We start from the raw sequence: 19,354 nt of genomic DNA on the forward strand, positions 1-19,354 counted from the left end.
GTCCATGATATTGGACACTTTTTTTTGAAATAACATAAGTTTTATTTTGGATAATTAGCTTCTTAGAAGGTTAAAAAAATTATTTACAATCTCTTCTGAAACATCTTCTAAATGTTTATATTTATATTGCGGATTTTGGTCCTTATCTATGACAATGGAGCGTATTCCTTCGAAAAAGTCTTCATGCTTCAAGAAGTTTTTAGCGAGCACAAGATCAGTAGCAAAACACTCCTCTAATGTCTTTTCTTCTCCATCAATAAATTGTTTTAAAGTTATTTTTAAGGAGAATGGAGATTTTGATAACATTATTTCTTTTGTTTGAGTTGCAAAATGGGTCCCATCTTTTTCTAAAGAATGGATAATTTCTTCAACAGTGTGAAAAGAAAAGTGCTTATTAATTTCTGTTTGGATTGACAATAGTTCACCTTCATTGGCAGGAAGCTCAGAATAGTTATCTATAAGCTGTGTTAATGCTGTATGTATGTCTTTTGCATGCCAATCTATTTGTTCGATGTGATTAAGAAAAGCATTCAAATTTTCACTTGTCATGTAAAAGTCTGCAGCATTTATATATAATACATCAGGAGCTTTAATGACAGAAGCTGTTAATGCTAGATAACGTCCTGTATATCCAGGAGCTTTATTCAAGAAATAATCAGCTCCGACATCAGGGAAAAAACCAATATTCATTTCTGGCATAGACCATTTTGTTCGCTCAGTTACAATTCTATGACTAGCTCCGTAAGTGAGCCCAACGCCTCCGCCCATAACAAAACCATCTAAACATGCGACAATCGGTTTAGAAAACTTATGAACAAGCATATCTAATTGGAATTCATCTTCAAAAAATTGCTCAGCTTTTTGCATAGCAGATTCATGTAAACGAGCTTCGTAAAGAGTTTTAATGTCACCGCCAGCACAAAGTCCTTTCGTACCTGCGCCTTTTATAATGACAAGATGAATTTGATCGTCAGATTCCCATTCTTTTAGTTTTTGTGTAATAGGTCCTATCATCTCATATGAGATTGAATTTAATGCTTTTGGGCGATTTAACGTAATAGTAGCTACGCCATTTGCGTGAATCGAAAATAGAACTTGATCAGTCATAATATGTCCTCCTTTTATGAATGTCTAAAATTAGGTTTTCGCTTCTCTACGAAAGCTTGAATGCCCTCTTTAGCATCATCAGTTACAAATAACTCAGAGAATTTTTCGCGCTCTCTTTTCAAGCCTTCAACCATATTTTCGTTATATCCTTGTGTAATACATTCTATCGCACGGGTGATGCTAGTCATGCTTTTTCCATCTAAGTATGATTGAGCAATTAGGAGAGCGGTTGGTAACAGTTCCTCTTGGGAAACGACTAATTGAACGAGACCAAGCTCGGCCGCTTCTTTTCCGCTTATTTGTTTGCTCGTTAAAATTAAGTCTAAAGCCGTTGCCATATTTGTTATTCTGCTAAGGCGTTGTGTACCGCCAAAGGTTGGAATTAATCCAAGTTTTAATTCCGGTAAACCAAGGATAGTATTATCTGATGTAATTCTAAAATGACATCCCATAGCTAGCTCTAATCCACCGCCAAGAGCAGGACCGTTTATGGCAGCAATAACCGGCTTCTTCATGGCTTCTATTTCGTCACAAAGTGCCTGTCCTGCTGTTGCCATTGCTAATCCTTTCTCTTGGTCTCCCAGTGCCGAAACAAACTCTTTAATATCGGCACCTGCTACGAAAAAACGTCCAGCACCAGTTAGAATAATAGCTCTTGTTTCGTCATCTTCAGCAAGCATTGAAAAGATAGAGCGTAATTCAGCTATGCACGCAGATGATAAGGCATTTGCCGGGGCATTATTTACCTCTACTATTGTAATAAAGTTTTGTTTTTTTACATTTGCAAATTTAGTTTCCATTATATATATCCTCCTTTTTGATCATCTATTTTTTTGCAAGAATTGTGCCAATTCAAATGTTATACGTTAACAAGGAGGAATTGAACACAAAGTGTTTAAATGTCTAAACAAATAGACATTTTGTAAGGAAACAGAGTGAGCATATTATGTAATGATTATACAATGAAAATCGATGTCTAAGGGTGTAAAAAGAACTCGGCTTTTGTATATAAATTTCTCGTTTTATTTCTTGAATCCTGCAAATTTATATGTCTTTTTTTGTTTTAAAATGAAGAGCAAATGAGTATACTGTAGAAAGTAAAAGAGATGTTCAATAGTAGTACGTTCTTTCTTTCGTGTTTTGTATATCAACCTGCTAAAGTTTTTAGACTGAAAGAATACGTCTTTTAAAATAAAAAAGTGACAAACAATCAAAAATATGCAAGGAAGGAAAGTTTGAGAATTTATCCTGCTATTTGCGAGCAGTAAGACCCCCACCTCAAGATTGAGAGAGAATTTAAGAAGATAGGTGGGGGATAACTACTGGCATGCGCCCGATTGGTGAGAGCTTTCCATCAGTGGGGATGGAGAACCCTACACTGATGGAAGTTTCACTTTATGAAACGAAAACCTGGCATATTTTGACGAGTTATTTTTGAAGGATTTTCATTAAAGAAAAAGGAATATACAACTTCTAACGATAAATTAATATTGTTTTGAAAAATTGTTATTAAATATATAATTTGTAATTTTTTAGAATAAAGGTTTTAATAAATATGTATAGTATATTTTCTATATTTAGGTTTTTTATTTTGTTGTTATTATGTCCTATGTACTAGGTTCACTTATAAGTTTTATTTATCAAAAGTATAGAATGTCTAATGTGCCCAAAGAAAGGAAAGAAAGGGGAGATCGGAATGTCAGGGCCTTTGTTATTATCGGTCATTATTTTATCTTCTCTTATGATTGGTTTAACTTTCTATTTTCATCAAGAAGATGCACAGCATGATACTATACAAGATAAAGTACGGTTTGTATTCCCGGTCTTTATCTTAACAATTGTGATTAGTTTTGCAGTAAATCAAAATGATTACATCGCGATTCTTTCGTGGCTTTTGACAACAGTATTATTATTTGTTGTTTTATACTTTGTAATGAAGGATTATTTACAAAAATAAAAGTGCCGTGAACGGCATTTTTATTTTTAATAAATAATTAATTTCACATACCGTATTGAGGATAAAAATTTTAACAAAAACATCAACAATATTATTTGCGTCTATTATGTTATTCGTAGATGTGAATGGGTTCCTATAACGTATTGAAAAAAGCAGTTTCAAAGGTGTCTGCCAAAGATGGTATATAGAAAACTCTCACTACAAGATTCGAATGAGATAAGTGGCGGGAGTTTTCATATTCTTTTCTTACTTTTCTCATACTACAAATGAAAAGTTGGAGATATATTGCAGTTATTATGTTGTAAGTGGAGGAGATTTTCATTAGGGAAGTCATACCTTTCTTATTGATTCTCTTGTCAATCAGTAATGCCCGCTATACTATTAAAATAGAGACATAAAAAAGGGGTGTTTTCGCATGAAACTTGAGATGCATACAAAAATTATTGTAAACGAAACAGAGAAGCGATTACATATGGAAGATAATATCTTTCAGTTAATGTTAGATGGATATCATTTATTTGTAGTTGATGAAATATTGCCAGTGTATAAAGCAGGACAAGAACTTATTGGAAGTGCAGTTGTGAAGAAAGTGGAATGGGAAGAAGGAAAGACAACCATTTTATATCAGCTTATTTCACTTCATTCGGTGAATTAATAAAAGGAAAGGAAGGAAAAAATGAAATTTTTTCATACAGCCGATTGGCATTTAGGAAAGCTTGTTCACGGTGTTTATATGACAGAAGATCAGCGTTATGTATTAGAACAATTTGTACAAGCTGTTGAAGAAGAAAAACCAGATGCCGTGATTATTGCGGGAGATTTATACGACCGTGCAATTCCGCCAACAGAAGCGGTAGATTTATTAAATGAAGTATTACAAAAAATTGTGATTGAATTACAGACACCAGTACTTGCGATAGCCGGGAATCATGATAGTCCAGATCGTATTCATTTTGGGAGCGGCTTAATGAAGAAGCAAGGGCTGCATATTATTGGACAATTTCAATATCCATATGAACCTGTTGTAATGAATGATGAATATGGAGAAGTGCATTTTCATTTAGTTCCATATGTGGATCCGAGCATTGTCCGTCATGTGATGAAAAATGATGATATTCGTAGTCATGATGATGCAATGCGTATTTTTATGAATGAGTTATCGGAAAGTATCGATAAAGAGGCGCGTCATGTTTTTATCGGACATGCTTTCGTAACATCGTCCGGGGAAGCGGAAGAAAATACAAGTGATGCTGAGAGACCATTATCAATTGGCGGAGCAGAATATGTAAATAGTCATTATTTTGATGCTTTTCATTATACAGCGCTTGGTCATTTACACCAAGCGCATTACGTACGTAATGAAACAATTCGTTATGCAGGTTCACCGCTCGCGTATTCAATCTCGGAAGAGCATCACAAAAAAGGATATTACATTGTTGAATTAAATGAAGCAGGAGAAATAACAATTGAGAAACGGTTATTAACACCAAAGCGTAGAATGAGAACAGTTGAAGCGAAAATTGATGAATTGATGCAGCATCCTGTTTGTGAAGACTACGTATTTGTGAAATTATTAGATGAAAACCCTGTACTACAGCCGATGGAAAAGATTCGTTCGGTTTATCCAAATGCGATGCATGTAGAGCGGGTTATTCAAAGAAAAGAGTTAGCCAATGAAAATGCTACAGTCGTTTCACGTCATAAAATGGATGACCTTTCTCTTGTGAAAGCTTTTTATAAAGAAATGAAAGGGACTGAGTTATCGGTAGAAAAAGAACGTCTCTTCTTAGAAGTATTAAAGACAGTTCATGAGCGAGAGGGGGAGAGAGCATGAGACCTATCAAACTTATTATGACAGCATTTGGTCCATATAAGCAGCAGGAAACGATTGATTTTGAAGAATTAGGTGAACATCGAATCTTTGCGATTTCTGGAAATACAGGTGCAGGAAAAACAACGATTTTTGATGCAATTTGTTATGCGTTGTACGGAGAAGCGAGCGGGGAAGAACGAAATGATACGAGTATGCTTCGTAGTCAATTTGCTGATGATAACGTATATACAAGCGTTGAATTACTATTTCAATTAAAGGCAAAAACATATTGCATAAAAAGGCAACTTGGTCATAAAAAGCAAGGTAACAAAACGATTACAGGTCATGCGATCGAATTTTATGAAGTCGTTAATGACGAGCAAATCCCTTGTGTAGATCGTTTCCATGTGACAGATGTAAACAAAAAAGTGGAAGATTTAATTGGTCTGAGTAAGCATCAATTTAGTCAAATTGTGATGCTTCCACAAGGTGAATTTCGTAAACTATTAACGTCTGAAACAGAAAATAAAGAAGAAATTTTACGCCGTATTTTTAAAACGGATCGATATAAATTAATGCGAGAGTTATTAGATCAAAAGCGTAAAGAATGGAAAGATGTGCTGCAAGAAAAGCAAAAAGAACGAGAATTGTATTTTCGCAACGTTTTTAAACTTCCGGTGCGGGACGGTGCGCTGCTTGAAATATTAGCAAATCAAGAACATGTGAATACACATCAAGTAGTAGAAGCGCTTCAACAAGAAATCACTTTTTATGAAAAACAAGAAAATCAATTAGAAAAACAAGAATCAATACAGCTAAAGCAATTAAAAGAAGCGGAAACAGGATATCATGAAGCGAAGGCTTTAAATGATAGGTTGCAAGATTTGCAAACAAAACAAAATCGTTACGACTCATTGCAACAGGAACGTTCTTCTATTGAAGGAAAAGAACGGCAATTTAAACAAGCCGAGCAAGCAAGCCGGTTATTGCCGTTTGAGCAGTGGTATGACGAAGCGGTTCAAAGTGTTAAGCAAGCCGAGCAATATATGAAACAAATCGCTGCAAAACAAGAACAACTTGTATTAGCCTATGAGCGTGCGGAGCAGCAGTACGAACAAGAAAAAAACAATGAAGAAGTTCGCGAAGAAGCGAAGCGAACTGTACAAAGGTTAGAAGAATTAAAAGAGGTTATTGCCACATTTGCGGATAAAAAAATAAAATTAGCTGCGTCAGAAAAACAAATGGAGCAGTTTAAGGTTGAGAAAAGTAAGTTAGAGAAGCAGCAAGAATTCAGCAGCGCACAAAAGCAGCAGCTTTCAAGTAAGTTAAAACAGATCGAACAAGCGCTTGAGCAATATATAGCAAAAGTAGAGCAGTTAAGTCGCATGCGTGAAGATGTAAAAGTATTAAAAGATGCATATCAAGTATGGCAAGAAGTACAAAAGTATGAGAGGGAAAGAAAAGGTACTTTAGAACATATGAATGCGGCTCAGCAAGCATATGAAACACTGGAGAAATCATGGTTAAGCGAACAAGCTGGTCAGTTAGCAATTCATTTACATGATGGCAAGCCATGTCCTGTTTGTGGTAGTACTTCTCACCCAAACAAAGCGACTGAACAAGAATTGTCTATTGATGAAGAACAGTTAAATATTCTTCGTGAACAAAAGGTACAAGCTGAAAAGCAGCACGTTCAAATAGAAGAAAAATGTAATTTTTATAAAGCTCAATATGAAGAATTATGTAAAGAAGTACAGGCTCGTGGGTACGCTGTATCAGAGTTAGCAGATGCATATCAAACGTTAATTCAACAAGGAAAACAGCTAGCTGCAGAAGTAAATGAATTAAAAGCAAGTGAAGAAGAGCGTAAACAATTATTACCGCAGCTTCAGAAGCTAGAAGAACAATTAGATATGATGCAAGCAACTAAACGTGATGTAGAAGAAAAATTGCATCGCTCTGAAATGGAATCGATTCAACTTCGAACATCGTATGAAAATGACAAAGAAAAGATTCCAGCAGAGATGCAAACATTAGAAGCGTGGCAACAAACGTATGAAGAAAAAGCTTCTTTACTTCGTCGTTTGCACGAAACATGGCAAAGAGCACAAGAGGAATTTCAGCGTTGCATGAGTGAAAAAATTCGTGTTGAAGAAGCGTATAAAGCAGCGCAGCAACAATATACAAAAGGAAATGAGAACAAAGAAGAAAAGTATGCACGTTTTATGACAGAACTTGAAGCAAGTGGTTTTGCGAGTCAGCAAGCATACACAGAGGCTAAATTGTCAGAAGCAGAGCGAACAGACTTACAACAGCGTATTCAATCGTATTACGGGGCGCTCGAAGTATTAACAAAACAAATTGAAGAATTAACAGAGCAATTACAAGGAAAAGAATGGACAGAGTTAACGCAACTAGAAGAACAGTTGAAGGAACTAGAAATTCAGCTTGATATTATAAAAGAACAACGTCAGCGTACAAAAAGTGCCAATGAATATATTTCTGATTTGCATGAGAATATTCGCCGCATTGATGAACAAATTCACGAAGAAGAAGCAGCATTCCAAGAACTTGTTGATTTATATGAGGTTATGAAAGGTGATAATGAAAGTCGCATTTCGTTTGAACGTTACATTTTAATAGAATATCTAGAGCAAATTGTTCAAGTAGCCAATGAACGACTTCGTAAACTATCGAATGGACAATTTTACTTAAAACGAAGTGAACGTGTGGAAAAGCGAAATCGTCAAAGCGGTTTAGGGTTAGATGTGTATGACGCTTACACAGGACAAACGCGTGATGTAAAAACATTGTCCGGCGGTGAGAAATTTAACGCATCTCTTTGCTTAGCGCTCGGTATGGCTGATATCATTCAATCATACGAAGGTGGTATTTCAATCGAAACGATGTTCATTGACGAAGGCTTCGGTTCATTAGATGAAGAATCGTTAACAAAAGCAGTCGATGCATTGATAGACTTACAAAAATCAGGCCGATTTATCGGTGTAATTTCGCACGTACAAGAATTGAAAAACGCTATGCCGGCAGTGCTGGAAGTAATGAAACAGAAAGATGGATGTAGTAAGACAAGGTTTGTTGTGAAATAGATAGAGTACTTGATTTTAATCAGCGGTCACAATTTTGGTCATGCATTTCGAATACGGCATCTAATTTCTCGGAGACGGTACGTGTTTCATTTTTTTAGGAATACTCGTTCCGTCTTTGGTTTTTAATCATATTAAATAGGTTTATATTTTTCAACTTTGGACTCTGTAAAATTGCAGGGTCTTTTTTATGTTCTTGATGGATTTGCTATTCACCAAGAACAAGGGAATCAAGCTGTACATACGAGAACCGTTCTATAAAAATCAGATATGAAAAAGGAATTTGGATGATTTTTCCGAATTTATTTATCTATGAAAGCAGCACTTTCACATTCAAATCAACTATAGGGTTATGGAATGACTAGTCAAAGAATTGAAAAAGGAAGTGTGAGTGACCGTTTGTGATGTGCAATAAATTTTATAGATAAGTATGACACTTTTTTACAGAAGGAACATATATTTACATTAGACCGACAGTCGGTCTAGATGAAAGGAGTTTCTTTATGAGGATTGTAAAGGAATATGAAGAACGTAGAAATGAAATTCTAGATACCGCAGAAAGGCTGTTCGTTTCTAAAGGATATATGAAAACCACCGTGAATGACATTCTACGAGAAATTGGTATTGCAAAAGGGACATTTTATCATTACTTCAAATCAAAGGAGGAAGTGATGGATGCTATTATTTTAAGAATTGTAAATACGGATGTCGCAGCAGCGAAAAAGATTGCTTCAAATCCAAATATCCCTGTAATTGATAAGTTGTTTCAAATTTTAATGGCTCAAATGCCGAAAGCGGGTGAGAATAAAGAAAAAATGATTGAACAATTCCATCAACCAAATAATGCAGAGATGCATCAAAAAAGTTTAGTGCAAGCTATTGTGCATTTAACACCTGTTTTAACAGAGGTAATTGAACAGGGGATCAAGGAAAGGGTTTTTGTGACTGTGTATCCCAGAGAAACAATAGAATTTTTAATTGCGTCTGCACAAGTCATATTTGATGAAGGATTGTTTCAATGGCAGCCTCATGAAGCGATGCAAAGGGCCAAGGCGTTCATCAACATGATGGAGACCACTCTCGGAGCTGAAAAAGGTACCTTTGATTACATGCTAGCTATTTTGCTGGGACAGTCATAGCAAAATTGTTTTATAAATTCGTTAGACCGACAGTTGGTCTAGCGTTCTACTGAAAGGTGTGTATACGATGGAAAGCAGTGCGAGCATAAAGTCTTCTGCTAAAGATTTTAATCTTATGGTAATCGGGCAAATTGTATCGCTCTTAGGTTCCACCCTTTTACGCTTTGCTTTATCACTTTATGTCTTGGATATAACAGGTCGTGCAGATATTTATGCTACTTTATATGCTATATCCAGTGTGCCTCTTTTGCTATCTCCTCTTGGTGGTGCTATCGCTGATCGGTTTAATCGACGCAATTTAATGGTCATCTATGATATGTTAAGTAGTATTATTATTTTCGGTTTTCTTTTGTTACTGTCCATCGACAATACTTCTGTGATATTGATTGGTATTGTCATGATTTTGTTAGCAATTATTAGTGCAATGTATTCTCCTGTTGTTATGGCGAGTATTCCGCTACTCGTTGCGGAAAAAAGATTAGAACAGGCCAATGGAATTGTAAATGGTGTTCAAGCATTGTCAAGTGTGGCAGCTCCTGTTTTAGGAGGGGTACTATATAGTATGGTAGGGTTAAAAACTCTTGTTTTCATGAGCTGTATCGCTTTCTTTTTATCAGCAATATTAGAAATGTTTATTAAAATCCCATTTACGAAAAGAAATAAAGACACACATATTGTACCAACAATTATAAAAGACATGAAAGTTGGATTTACTTTTGCTATTAGAGCGCCTTATATATTGAAATCTATGATTCTGGCAGCAATTCTTAACTTAATTCTTACACCACTTTTTGTTGTAGGTGGTCCCATCATTTTGCGGGTAACGATGCAAAGCAGCGATACATTGTATGGTATCGGGATGGGACTTATAGAGTTTGCTACAATTTTAGGGGCTTTATCTATTGGTTTCTTTGCAAAAAAGATGAAAATGAACACAATATACCAGTGGTTACTTATTATTGCTTTATTGATTATACCGATGGCTGTCTCCGTTATGCCCCTTGTTCTTAGATTTGGATACTACTCGTCATTTATTCTCTTTATCTTGTGTGCAATTCTTATTGCAATAGTAATGACCATTATTTCTATCTTTGTCATTACAGTTGTGCAAAAGAAAACACCTGATGAAAATTTAGGAAAAGTTATGGCAATTATTACAGCGATTGCGCAATGTATGGCACCTATAGGGCAGGTCATATATGGATTTATTTTTGAAACCTTCAGTATAAAAGTTTACTTACCTATATTGTTTGTAAGTTTCATAATGATAGTAATAGCGATTGTAACAAGGAGAATATTAAGAAAAGAAGGATAGGATTAGGTAATGATAGATGTAAGAAAGATAACTTTCATAAACGTAACTAACCTCTAATTGCTTTACTTTGTTGAAAGTATCATCAAGTAGTTCAAATAAAAAGAAAAGGGACCTGCGTCCGAAGCAGGTCCCTTCGTTAGATAATGAAACTCGTTAGGAGTTTACCTATTATGTTAGCAGTTGATAATAGTGCAGTCTATAGGTCATAGGCTGAGAAAGTTTATTTTGTAGGATGGCTGAGATTTATTTCAAGATTAGAAGGATGGGGACCTTTTGTTTTAGAATTTAAATTTTTCGGATTAATATGATAATATTTTATGATAAGGTGTATGTATAAAGATAAAATAAAAAGGATGGTAAAAATGCAAAAAAGACCAGAAGCAAATGAATATAACCCATATTATGCAACATACATAAACTTATTGCCAGATGGAGATATCATACATATTCTAGAGCAGCAAATGAAGGAAACAATTCTTTTACTGACAGGTATTTCTGATGATGAAGGATATTTTCGATACGCTCCTAATAAATGGAGTATAAAAGAAGTAATCGGTCATATTGCGGATACTGAACGTATTATGGGTTATCGACTGCTTTCTATAGCGAGAGGCGAGACAGCGGAACTTCCTGGATATAACGATGATATGTATGTTCTTAGAGCTGCATTTGATAAGCAATCTATGCAAGATCTTCTTGAGAATTTAACAGTTGTTCGTCAATCTACTGTGCATTTGCTTAAAAGTTTAGATAAAGAAGCTTGGTTACAAAGGGGAATTGCGAACAATTCTGAAGTCACGGTTCGTGCATTAGCAAACATAATTGCTGGTCATGAGCTTCATCATCGTCAAATTATAAAAGAACGTTATTTGAGTTCGGATGCTTATCCATCCAGCTGAAATATGAAATTGTAAATGAAAATGAAAATAAAAAAAGAGATTGATTCGTAAACAATTCTGAATTAGTCTCTTTTTTGTTTTACTGCGTATCAGTGGAATTATAAAAGTTTTTATGTCAAAATAAAATTCTCATTACATACTAATTGTTAATTCATTATAGTATGTAAATATTCGTAAATGAACGGTTATAATGAAACATATAGAAGAGGGGGATACTTTGAAAACGAGAAATTTATTTAATATTTTTATTTTATTTACTCTATATACGTTGTTAATGATTTACATTGGATGGAATGGCTGGGTTTGGATTCATACAACTTTTGGTGTTCAATCTTGGGGATATTATGCGATTATAGTTGGATTATTTTCATACGCGTATATTTTAGATCGATTGATTAAATTTGATTCACCTCTTAGAACAATTGGTTCTTATTGGTTTGCAGTCATACAATATGCAGTCATACTATTACCAATGGCGGATGTAACAGTGTTCATTTTAGAGTGGTTCTCTATTCCGAAAGAACAATCTATTTTTTGGACTGGAATAATCGTTCTTCTTATTTTTGTTCTTATTTTTGCCTATGGAACATTTAATGCGTATAGTCCAATCGTTCGAAAATACGAGATTCACGTACCTAAAAAAGCTAATAATCGTAAGACACTTCGAATTGCGATGGCTTCAGATATGCACTTCGGTAAGCTGTCTGGCTTGTCGCACCTTCAAAGATTGGTTCATCATGTAAATGATATGAAACCGGATATCATACTTTTGCCGGGAGATATTATTGACGATCATCCAGAATATTTTATAAAAAAGAATATGGGACAAGTGATGAAACAAATGCATGCTCCGCTTGGTATCTATGGGGTGCTAGGAAATCATGAATATTACGGTGGGGCTATTCCGGAGTTTTTGCAGGAAATGGATAAGATTGATGTAAAGATATTATTAGATGAAGTTGTAAAAATTGAAGATTGTTTTTATATTGTAGGAAGAAGAGATAAGACGGATCGAAATCGTAAAAGTTTTGAGGAGTTAATGAGTGCTGTAGATAAGAGTTTTCCAATCGTTGCAATGGATCATCAGCCATTTGAATTAAAGCAAGCTGAAGCATCAGGTGTTGATTTATTATTGTCTGGACATACTCATAGAGGACAAATGGCACCGAATCATATCATTACAAGAAGAATGTACGAATTAGATTGGGGATATGTACAGAAAGATTTATTTCATGCGATTGTTTCCTCGGGATTTGGATTTTGGGGACCGGCTTTAAGACTTGGGAGTCGATCAGAGATTATTCAAATAGAACTTACATTTGATTAAGCGGAATAAACAAGGGGATTTTGACCCTTGTTTTTTTATATAATGTATTGTTATTGTGGTTTTATTTTTCTTATAATTTTGATTTTTTCATCTAATTTATTTAAAATAAAAATATAAGATTTTAGTGATGTAAATGAAGAGAGAGCTGTATGAAAGTTTTGGAGAAAATAAGGGGGATACGAGTATGTTAATTAAGTCTATTAATTGTAAAGTTGATGAAGAAAAAAAGGAACGATTTTCAACTGCTCAAGAGCAGTGGGGCGAGTTGAAAGAATTAGAGGGCTTTCATGGACAAATCGGGGGATGGAATGAATCGGAAGCGTATATTGTAGGATGCTGGGAAAATATGCGAGCGTATCAAAGGTTTATGAATGAAACACATGATAATATTTTTTATGATAGCAATCAAAAAGATACATATACATTATGTGAAACAGAACTGTATCAATCTTTATTTGATATAACGGATACTTCATTTGTAGAAGCACTAGCGCATAGTTCCTTCTTACGAGTAGCAATATGTGATGTGAAGCAAGGTCATGAAAAGCAATTTTTACATATGCAAGAAACTGTTTGGAATCCAGGTATAGTAAGAGCAGAAGGAATGATGGGAGGAGTTGTTGGAAGATCCCTTTCTTCGAACCGTTATATTGCTCTGTCTTTATGGAAAGATGCAGCAGCTCACCAACATTATGTGAAAGAAATATTCCCTCAATTACACCATATAGCAAACCCATCTGAACAATTGTTACATATAGAGGGGAAACAAATTACACTTGTCAATTCTTGGTCTGTATTACCTATTCACTGTGTATAAAATTCATTAATTTATCCCGCTATTCGTGGGGGATTACTGATTGGTTCAACTTCCATCACTGGCCAGTGATGGAAGTTGAACTTTATACAAAGGAGGGGTATGTATGCCATATCCGAAACATATTGTAACGGCTGCAACGGTCGTGTTAAATGATAAAAAAGAAATTTTACTTTTAAAAAGTCCAAAGCGAGGCTGGGAAATCCCTGGTGGTCAAGTGGAAGAAGGAGAAGCAATTCCAATAGGTGCTATTAGAGAAGCGAAAGAAGAGACTGGAATCGACATTGAGATTATAAAATATTGCGGAGTATATCAAAATGTTTCACAATGTATTTGTAACCATTTGTTCTTAGGAAAGCCAGTCGGGGGACAATTTTCAACAAGTAGTGAAAGCTTAGATGTAGGGTATTTTCCTATTGAAGAAGCATTACAAATGGTAACATGGACAAATTTCAAAGAGCGTATTTTACATTGTTTAGATGAAAAGAAACAACCATTTTTGGTGACTTTTTAATGAGATAACAGGATAGATATCGATATTTTTATATAAAACAGCGGTTATTGAAAAATAAACCGCTGTTTTATATTTGTATTTTTACAGAGGAGGTAAATCAATTTTTCCTTCTTCAAATAATTCTTTCAGCATGTGCTTTGTATAGCCAGCTGCCTGTGCGAATGTAATTTTTGCCGGCATAGGGGCTTCATTGACATCAACGATAACGTCAATAATACATGGTTTATTTTGCTTTACAGCTTTTTCAAAAGCGGGCATTAATTCCTCAAGTTTTTCCACCCGGTAACCGATTCCACCACATGCTTCAGCATATTTCGCGAAGTTTGGATTTGTAAGTTCTGTACCAAACTCAATATTTCCCATTACTTCTTGTTCAAATTTAATCATAGCGATTTTATGGTTGTTTAATACGACTACAATGATTGGAAGGTTGTATTTCACAGCTGTTACAAAATCGTTCATCGTCATACCAAATCCACCATCTCCGCAAATTGCGAAAACTTGTTTATTTGGATACGCAATCTGCCCAGCAATTGCGCCGGGAAGACCACAGCCAAGTGTTGCTAACCAGCTCGACAAAATAAAGCGCTGATTTGTCATACGGAAATGGCGCGCTGTCCAAACTGTTACATTGCCTACATCTACTGATAAAATAGCATCATCGTGTGCAACTTGTTGCACAGCATACATTACTCTTTGTGGTTTAATTGGAATAGAAGTGTCGTTTTCTTGATTGTGCAGTTTTTCTTCCCATTTCTTCATCAGTTCTTGATGATGTTCTAAGAAAGAGCGATCAGTATGTTTTTCAATATTTTGTGTGAGCCATTTTAAGGTTTTATCAGCATTACCAGCAAGACCAATATCAGTTGGATAACGCTTTCCAATTTGTGCTGGATCTGTGTCGATATGAATTGTTTTTGCTTTGTCTGGTAAAAATCCTGTGAATGGGTAAGAAGTGCCGACCATAATGAGTGTATCAGCATTTTTCATCGCTTCATATGAAGGTTTCGTTCCAATTAAACCTAAACCACCAATACAAAGCGGATGCTCATCTGGAATAATTCCCTTAGCTGGAAGTGTTAACACAATAGGAGCTCCAATATGTTCCGCAAAAGCAAGCAAAGATTCCCTTGCATCTTTTGCGCCTTTTCCTGCTAGAATAACGGGCTTTTCTGCTTTATTCAATGCAGACGTTGCTTTTTCTAAATCATGTTTTTGCGGAAATAATTCTGGCATCGTAAAAGAAGAGGTAGTAATCCGTGCTTTTGCATCTACCTCAAATTTTTGAATGTCATCCGGAATTGTAAGAACTGACACGCCTTTTTTTGTATAAGCCATGCGAATTGCTTGATTTACAACAGCAGGCAATTGTTCAGCTGACATAATTCGCTGGTTATAAACTGCGACATCATCAAACATTCTTTCTAAATTTACTTCTTGGAAAAAACCAGTTCCAATTAAATCAGACTCAATTTGACCGGTAATAGCGAGGACAGGTGCTTGATCTAATTTGGCATCATACAATCCATTTAGTAAATGAATTGCACCTGGTCCTGCGATTGCCATACATACGCCGAGTTTTCCAGTTAATTTTGCATAAGAAGCAGCTGCTAAAGCACCGGCTTCTTCGTGACGGACTTGAATGAATTTAATTTTATCTTGTGCTTTACGAAGGGGTTCGATAATAGAATTAATAGAATCACCCGGCATGCCATATACGTGATCAACACCCCATTCGATTAGTAAATCGACTAGTTCTTCACCGGCTGTTTTTCGAAACAATATGCTCACTCCTTTATTCTTAAGTTAAATTTATCCCGCATTAACGGGCAGTAAGACCCCTACCTGAAGATTCAGAGAAAGCGAAGAAGATAGGTGGAGGATAACTGCTGGCATGCGCCCGATTGGTTCAACTAACCATCAGTGGGATGAAGAACCCCTACTGATGGAAGTTTCACTTTATTTTTTGATAAAATAGGTAAAATATACAAATGAATAGAAGGTATGGAGAAGCAAGCTTATTCAAGTACAATAATCCGCATTGATACGATATAGAAGGGGAATAGAAGTACTGTGTAGGAAAAAGACTCACATAAAGGTAAGGGCAACAAAAAAGCAAAGTAGTTTATTTACTGCTTTGCTTTTTGTTGTAATGAAGTATAAGGGGAAATAGAAAATACTCGATGATTCATATAGTTAGAAATGTTATGTATTTATGCTGGTGATAATAAGGGAGGAAGAGAGCTCAATAGTTGTTAGCAATTATGTATGCTTGGAAATCATTTGAATCATCATTAGGGGAGATGGAAGAAAAAGCCTTGCAGAGAACATCCTGCAAGGGCAACCAATGGTTTATCCCAATCGAGGCAATAAACGTTCTCCGCTTTTCATTTCACTTCCACATAAAGGACATTTCGGATGTTCTTCAAATGCGAAATTCTTTCGCATCCATCCTAAGCACTCTTCTGACTCACATTCCCAAACTGGGATTTCTTCTGGTGCTACTTCTGCAACGTCATTCTTTTTGTTACGATACATGAGATCACTCCTTTTATGTGAAATATTTGTTTATATAAGTAAAAAGGTTGTTAACCGTTCGTGTTAACAACCTTTTTATTGTCTAAATTATAGCTTTACAACGTTTTTAGCTTGAGGTCCGCGGTTACCTTCTTCAACTTCGAAGCTAACTTCTTGACCTTCGTCAAGAGTTTTGAAGCCATCGCCAGTGATAGCTGAGAAGTGAACGAATACGTCGTTTCCGTCTGCAACTTCGATGAATCCGAAACCTTTTTCGCTGTTAAACCATTTTACTTTACCTGTTAATGTCATGGTAAATGCCTCCTAAAAATAAAAAAATAAATGTAATATGATCCGTCTTATTTCTAAGAAAATAAAAATTCACATATTATCAAAAACCCATAAGGAACGCATATCATCCCTATTGATGCTTGATAATATGTGAAGTGGATTTGCTTGCATATTGTATTCTACGGTTTCATTTTACAACGAAATGAGAAATATTGCAAGTGATGGTAACATTTTTAGCTGTCTTAACAAATGGCCTCCCCATGCAGGATTAACTTGCTAGGGGAGGTGGATGCATTATAAGGAAGCTACGATATAGAATCGATGTGCTTTTACTTCAATATACCCATTTTGTTGAATGGAGTTATGGATCCAAAGTAAGCGATCTTCATATTTGGACACTGAAAAATCAGGGATCTGCCATGGAACTGCTTTTAAATAATACACAATGCTTCCGATGTCGTAAAAGCGTTGATACGGGAATGCTTCTTATTGCTTAAGAATTTGAAAATCAGCTTGTTTTAGTTGTGAAGAGGCGTACTGCATGTTCCAATAACTATATTCACTTTCGGTATTTGCATGAAGCAGGTGATTTAGTTCTAAATTATCTAATCCGCCCACCTGTTGTGTGATAAAAACGCCGTTTGGCTTTAAAATTCTTTTTATTTCTGTCTCAGAATATGATTCATGTTTATTAATAATTAAATCAAATTGGTTATCTGCGAAAGGTAAACATGTATCATCTTCGACAGGATAAACAGAGACATCTAAAGGCTCTAATTTTGCTTTTGCTAAAGTTATATTTGGTGGGTAGCCTTCTGTTGCTGCAGTTCTAGCCGGAAGAGGGGTTAACAAAGATAAAAACTCACCGCCACCAGTCCCCATATCTAGCATGTTATCTACTTTTGGTATATAGTGTAATACATTTGCTGCATAACTCCACGGCAGAGGCTCTGCACTTAGTCTTCCAGTATCTGCTAAAAACGAGAAGTTCCATCCATGAAAAGGTTTATCGGCCTGTTTAATGAAATTGTAAAAAGTGTCCTTCATTGTAATTCCTCCTAAGTTATATATTAATAGCTGTAATATATAAGAGGAGGTCCACGACATGAAATGAAGTTACTAAATGTCTGTTACATAGTGATACATATATGTACATTTCCTTTCTAATAGAATATCAATGAAATATCTTAAGGGTTATTGTAAAATTTTAACAGAGATTAGTGAATATGAAAATCAGAAAAATTTGTTTTTTTGTTTTTTTTATTAATTAAGAAGAATAGTATGAAGGGACTGTATTAAATATAGAAGTAAGAATTTGTTGGAAATGATACTTGAGGATTAGAAAAATTTAATTAGAAAACAACATTCAACCTAAAACACTTTTTAAAATTATGAGAAAATAAAAACCTATAAATTAAATATAAATATATAGTAATATCCTTTTATTCCACTTTTTATATGATAATTATATTTTTGTGAACATAAACTTTTTTAAAAAATTTATGATAATATAATGTAAGATAAAATTTAATCTTTATGTCACTTCTTACGTTTTATGTTAAATAAGGGGAATATAAGTAGTGATTTGTAAGTGGAGGAACAACATGGATAATCTTACAATTTGTGTTAATTATGCATTTGAAAATGAACGAAGAGAGCAATTATATGGGTTGTTCGAACGAGTATTTCACATTCCAGTACATACATTACAAGATTTTTATAAAAAGGGGTTTTGGGATGAAACATACTCTCCGTTTACTTTATTTGAAGAAGATAAAGCAATTGCAAATGTATCTATGTTTTCAATGCCAATGATGGTTGGGGGAGAGCGTATAAAAGCAGCTGGTATTCAGTCTGTCATGACACATCCTGATTATCGTAATAAAGGATTGATGAAGCAATTGTTTTGTGAAGCATTGAAAAGCATCGATGAAGAGTATACATATTCATTCTTATTTACAGAAACACCAGAACTGTATACATTATTTGGTTTTCGAATAGTGAAAGAATATATATCAACTATGCAGTATGAAAAGAATGAACTACAGTTATCGGCAATTCGAAAATTAGATTTTTTTGATGGAGAAGATTTGCAGCTTATAAAAGATGTATTTGAAAACAAAGAATATCTTTCGCGAGCTTTTGCACCGCTGCACTATCAATCTTCTTTTTATTTACATATGTATGATGAAAAGTGGAACGATAAACTTTACTTTTCGGAAGAAATCAAAGCTATACTTATATACGAAGTTGTAGATGGTGTGTTGAAGTTATACGGAGTAATAAGTGAATTTATGCCTGTTTTAGATGAATTATGTGCGGTAATTCCGGAAGCATTTCATACGATAGATTTTTATTTTTCTCCTGATCAATTAGGAGTCGAAGATTTCAAGTTAAAATTATATGAATCAAATAAGTATTTTATGGTAAGAGGCGAACTTCCTATTGAAATTAACGAGTGTAAGTTTCCAATCTTAGCAGAATTTTAATTTTTTTATTTGGAATAGTTGGAATATAACGACTTTGCTACTGCGTTTACAATGATAATACATATATA

The 19,354-nt window shown here is 34.9% G+C and carries 16 protein-coding genes and 1 pseudogene; 11 read left to right on the forward strand and 6 right to left on the reverse strand.

Annotation, left to right across the window (positions count from 1 at the left end):
- Positions 1–54 precede the first annotated feature (54 nt).
- The gene (locus tag WAX78_RS01365; RefSeq protein WP_336480516.1) at positions 55–1,107 is read right to left on the reverse strand and encodes an enoyl-CoA hydratase/isomerase family protein; all 1,053 of its coding nucleotides are present in this window, start codon (positions 1,105–1,107) and stop codon (positions 55–57) included.
- A 14-nt stretch (positions 1,108–1,121) separates the two neighbouring features.
- Positions 1,122–1,907, reverse strand: a complete 786-nt coding sequence (locus WAX78_RS01370) for an enoyl-CoA hydratase-related protein (RefSeq protein ID WP_336480517.1) — start codon at positions 1,905–1,907, stop codon at positions 1,122–1,124.
- A gap of 896 nt (positions 1,908–2,803) precedes the next feature.
- Between WAX78_RS01370 and WAX78_RS01375 the strand changes: the two genes are divergently transcribed.
- From WAX78_RS01375 to WAX78_RS01420, 10 genes are all read left to right on the forward strand, one after another.
- Entirely contained in the window at positions 2,804–3,064 is a 261-nt protein-coding gene (locus WAX78_RS01375) for a hypothetical protein (protein WP_336480518.1), read from the forward strand.
- Between the two features lie 415 nt (positions 3,065–3,479).
- Positions 3,480–3,719: a DUF2584 family protein gene (locus WAX78_RS01380; protein ID WP_336480519.1), complete on the forward strand. Its 240-nt coding sequence runs from the start codon at positions 3,480–3,482 to the stop codon at positions 3,717–3,719.
- A gap of 21 nt (positions 3,720–3,740) precedes the next feature.
- The gene (locus tag WAX78_RS01385; protein ID WP_336480520.1) at positions 3,741–4,898 is read left to right on the forward strand and encodes an exonuclease SbcCD subunit D; all 1,158 of its coding nucleotides are present in this window, start codon (positions 3,741–3,743) and stop codon (positions 4,896–4,898) included.
- Positions 4,895–7,984: an SMC family ATPase gene (locus tag WAX78_RS01390; protein ID WP_336480521.1), complete on the forward strand. Its 3,090-nt coding sequence runs from the start codon at positions 4,895–4,897 to the stop codon at positions 7,982–7,984. The genes WAX78_RS01385 and WAX78_RS01390 overlap by 4 nt, the downstream gene beginning before the upstream one ends.
- Before the next feature lie 500 nt (positions 7,985–8,484).
- Entirely contained in the window at positions 8,485–9,120 is a 636-nt protein-coding gene (locus tag WAX78_RS01395; RefSeq protein ID WP_336480522.1) for a TetR/AcrR family transcriptional regulator, read from the forward strand.
- A gap of 67 nt (positions 9,121–9,187) precedes the next feature.
- Entirely contained in the window at positions 9,188–10,435 is a 1,248-nt protein-coding gene (locus tag WAX78_RS01400; RefSeq protein ID WP_336480523.1) for an MFS transporter, read from the forward strand.
- 362 nt (positions 10,436–10,797) lie between these two features.
- Entirely contained in the window at positions 10,798–11,334 is a 537-nt protein-coding gene (locus tag WAX78_RS01405) for a DinB family protein (RefSeq protein ID WP_336480524.1), read from the forward strand.
- A gap of 190 nt (positions 11,335–11,524) precedes the next feature.
- On the forward strand, positions 11,525–12,661 hold the full coding sequence (locus WAX78_RS01410; RefSeq protein WP_336480525.1) for a metallophosphoesterase: 1,137 nt from the start codon (positions 11,525–11,527) through the stop codon (positions 12,659–12,661).
- 184 nt (positions 12,662–12,845) lie between these two features.
- Positions 12,846–13,478 (forward strand): YdbC family protein, encoded by a 633-nt coding sequence (locus WAX78_RS01415; protein WP_336480526.1) that lies wholly within the window; start codon positions 12,846–12,848, stop codon positions 13,476–13,478.
- A gap of 103 nt (positions 13,479–13,581) precedes the next feature.
- On the forward strand, positions 13,582–13,989 hold the full coding sequence (locus tag WAX78_RS01420; RefSeq protein WP_336480527.1) for an NUDIX hydrolase: 408 nt from the start codon (positions 13,582–13,584) through the stop codon (positions 13,987–13,989).
- Positions 13,990–14,070: 81 nt separating this feature from the next.
- Here the strand turns inward: WAX78_RS01420 and WAX78_RS01425 are convergent, their stop codons facing one another.
- The 4 genes and pseudogenes from WAX78_RS01425 to WAX78_RS01440 form a co-directional block, all read right to left on the reverse strand.
- Positions 14,071–15,771: a pyruvate oxidase gene (locus tag WAX78_RS01425; protein ID WP_336480528.1), complete on the reverse strand. Its 1,701-nt coding sequence runs from the start codon at positions 15,769–15,771 to the stop codon at positions 14,071–14,073.
- Positions 15,772–16,341: 570 nt separating this feature from the next.
- Positions 16,342–16,527 (reverse strand): cold-shock protein, encoded by a 186-nt coding sequence (locus tag WAX78_RS01430; RefSeq protein ID WP_020061359.1) that lies wholly within the window; start codon positions 16,525–16,527, stop codon positions 16,342–16,344.
- An 87-nt stretch (positions 16,528–16,614) separates the two neighbouring features.
- Entirely contained in the window at positions 16,615–16,818 is a 204-nt protein-coding gene (gene cspD / locus WAX78_RS01435) for a cold-shock protein CspD (RefSeq protein WP_090911503.1), read from the reverse strand.
- Between the two features lie 273 nt (positions 16,819–17,091).
- Positions 17,092–17,844 (reverse strand): annotated as a pseudogene (locus tag WAX78_RS01440) (class I SAM-dependent methyltransferase).
- 557 nt (positions 17,845–18,401) lie between these two features.
- Between WAX78_RS01440 and WAX78_RS01445 the strand changes: the two are divergent.
- Positions 18,402–19,286: a GNAT family N-acetyltransferase gene (locus WAX78_RS01445; protein WP_336480529.1), complete on the forward strand. Its 885-nt coding sequence runs from the start codon at positions 18,402–18,404 to the stop codon at positions 19,284–19,286.
- Positions 19,287–19,354: the final 68 nt, after the last annotated feature.

This window comes from Bacillus yunxiaonensis (assembly GCF_037104695.1).
In the GTDB taxonomy this organism is placed as follows: Bacteria; Bacillota; Bacilli; order Bacillales; family Bacillaceae_G; genus Bacillus_A; species Bacillus_A yunxiaonensis.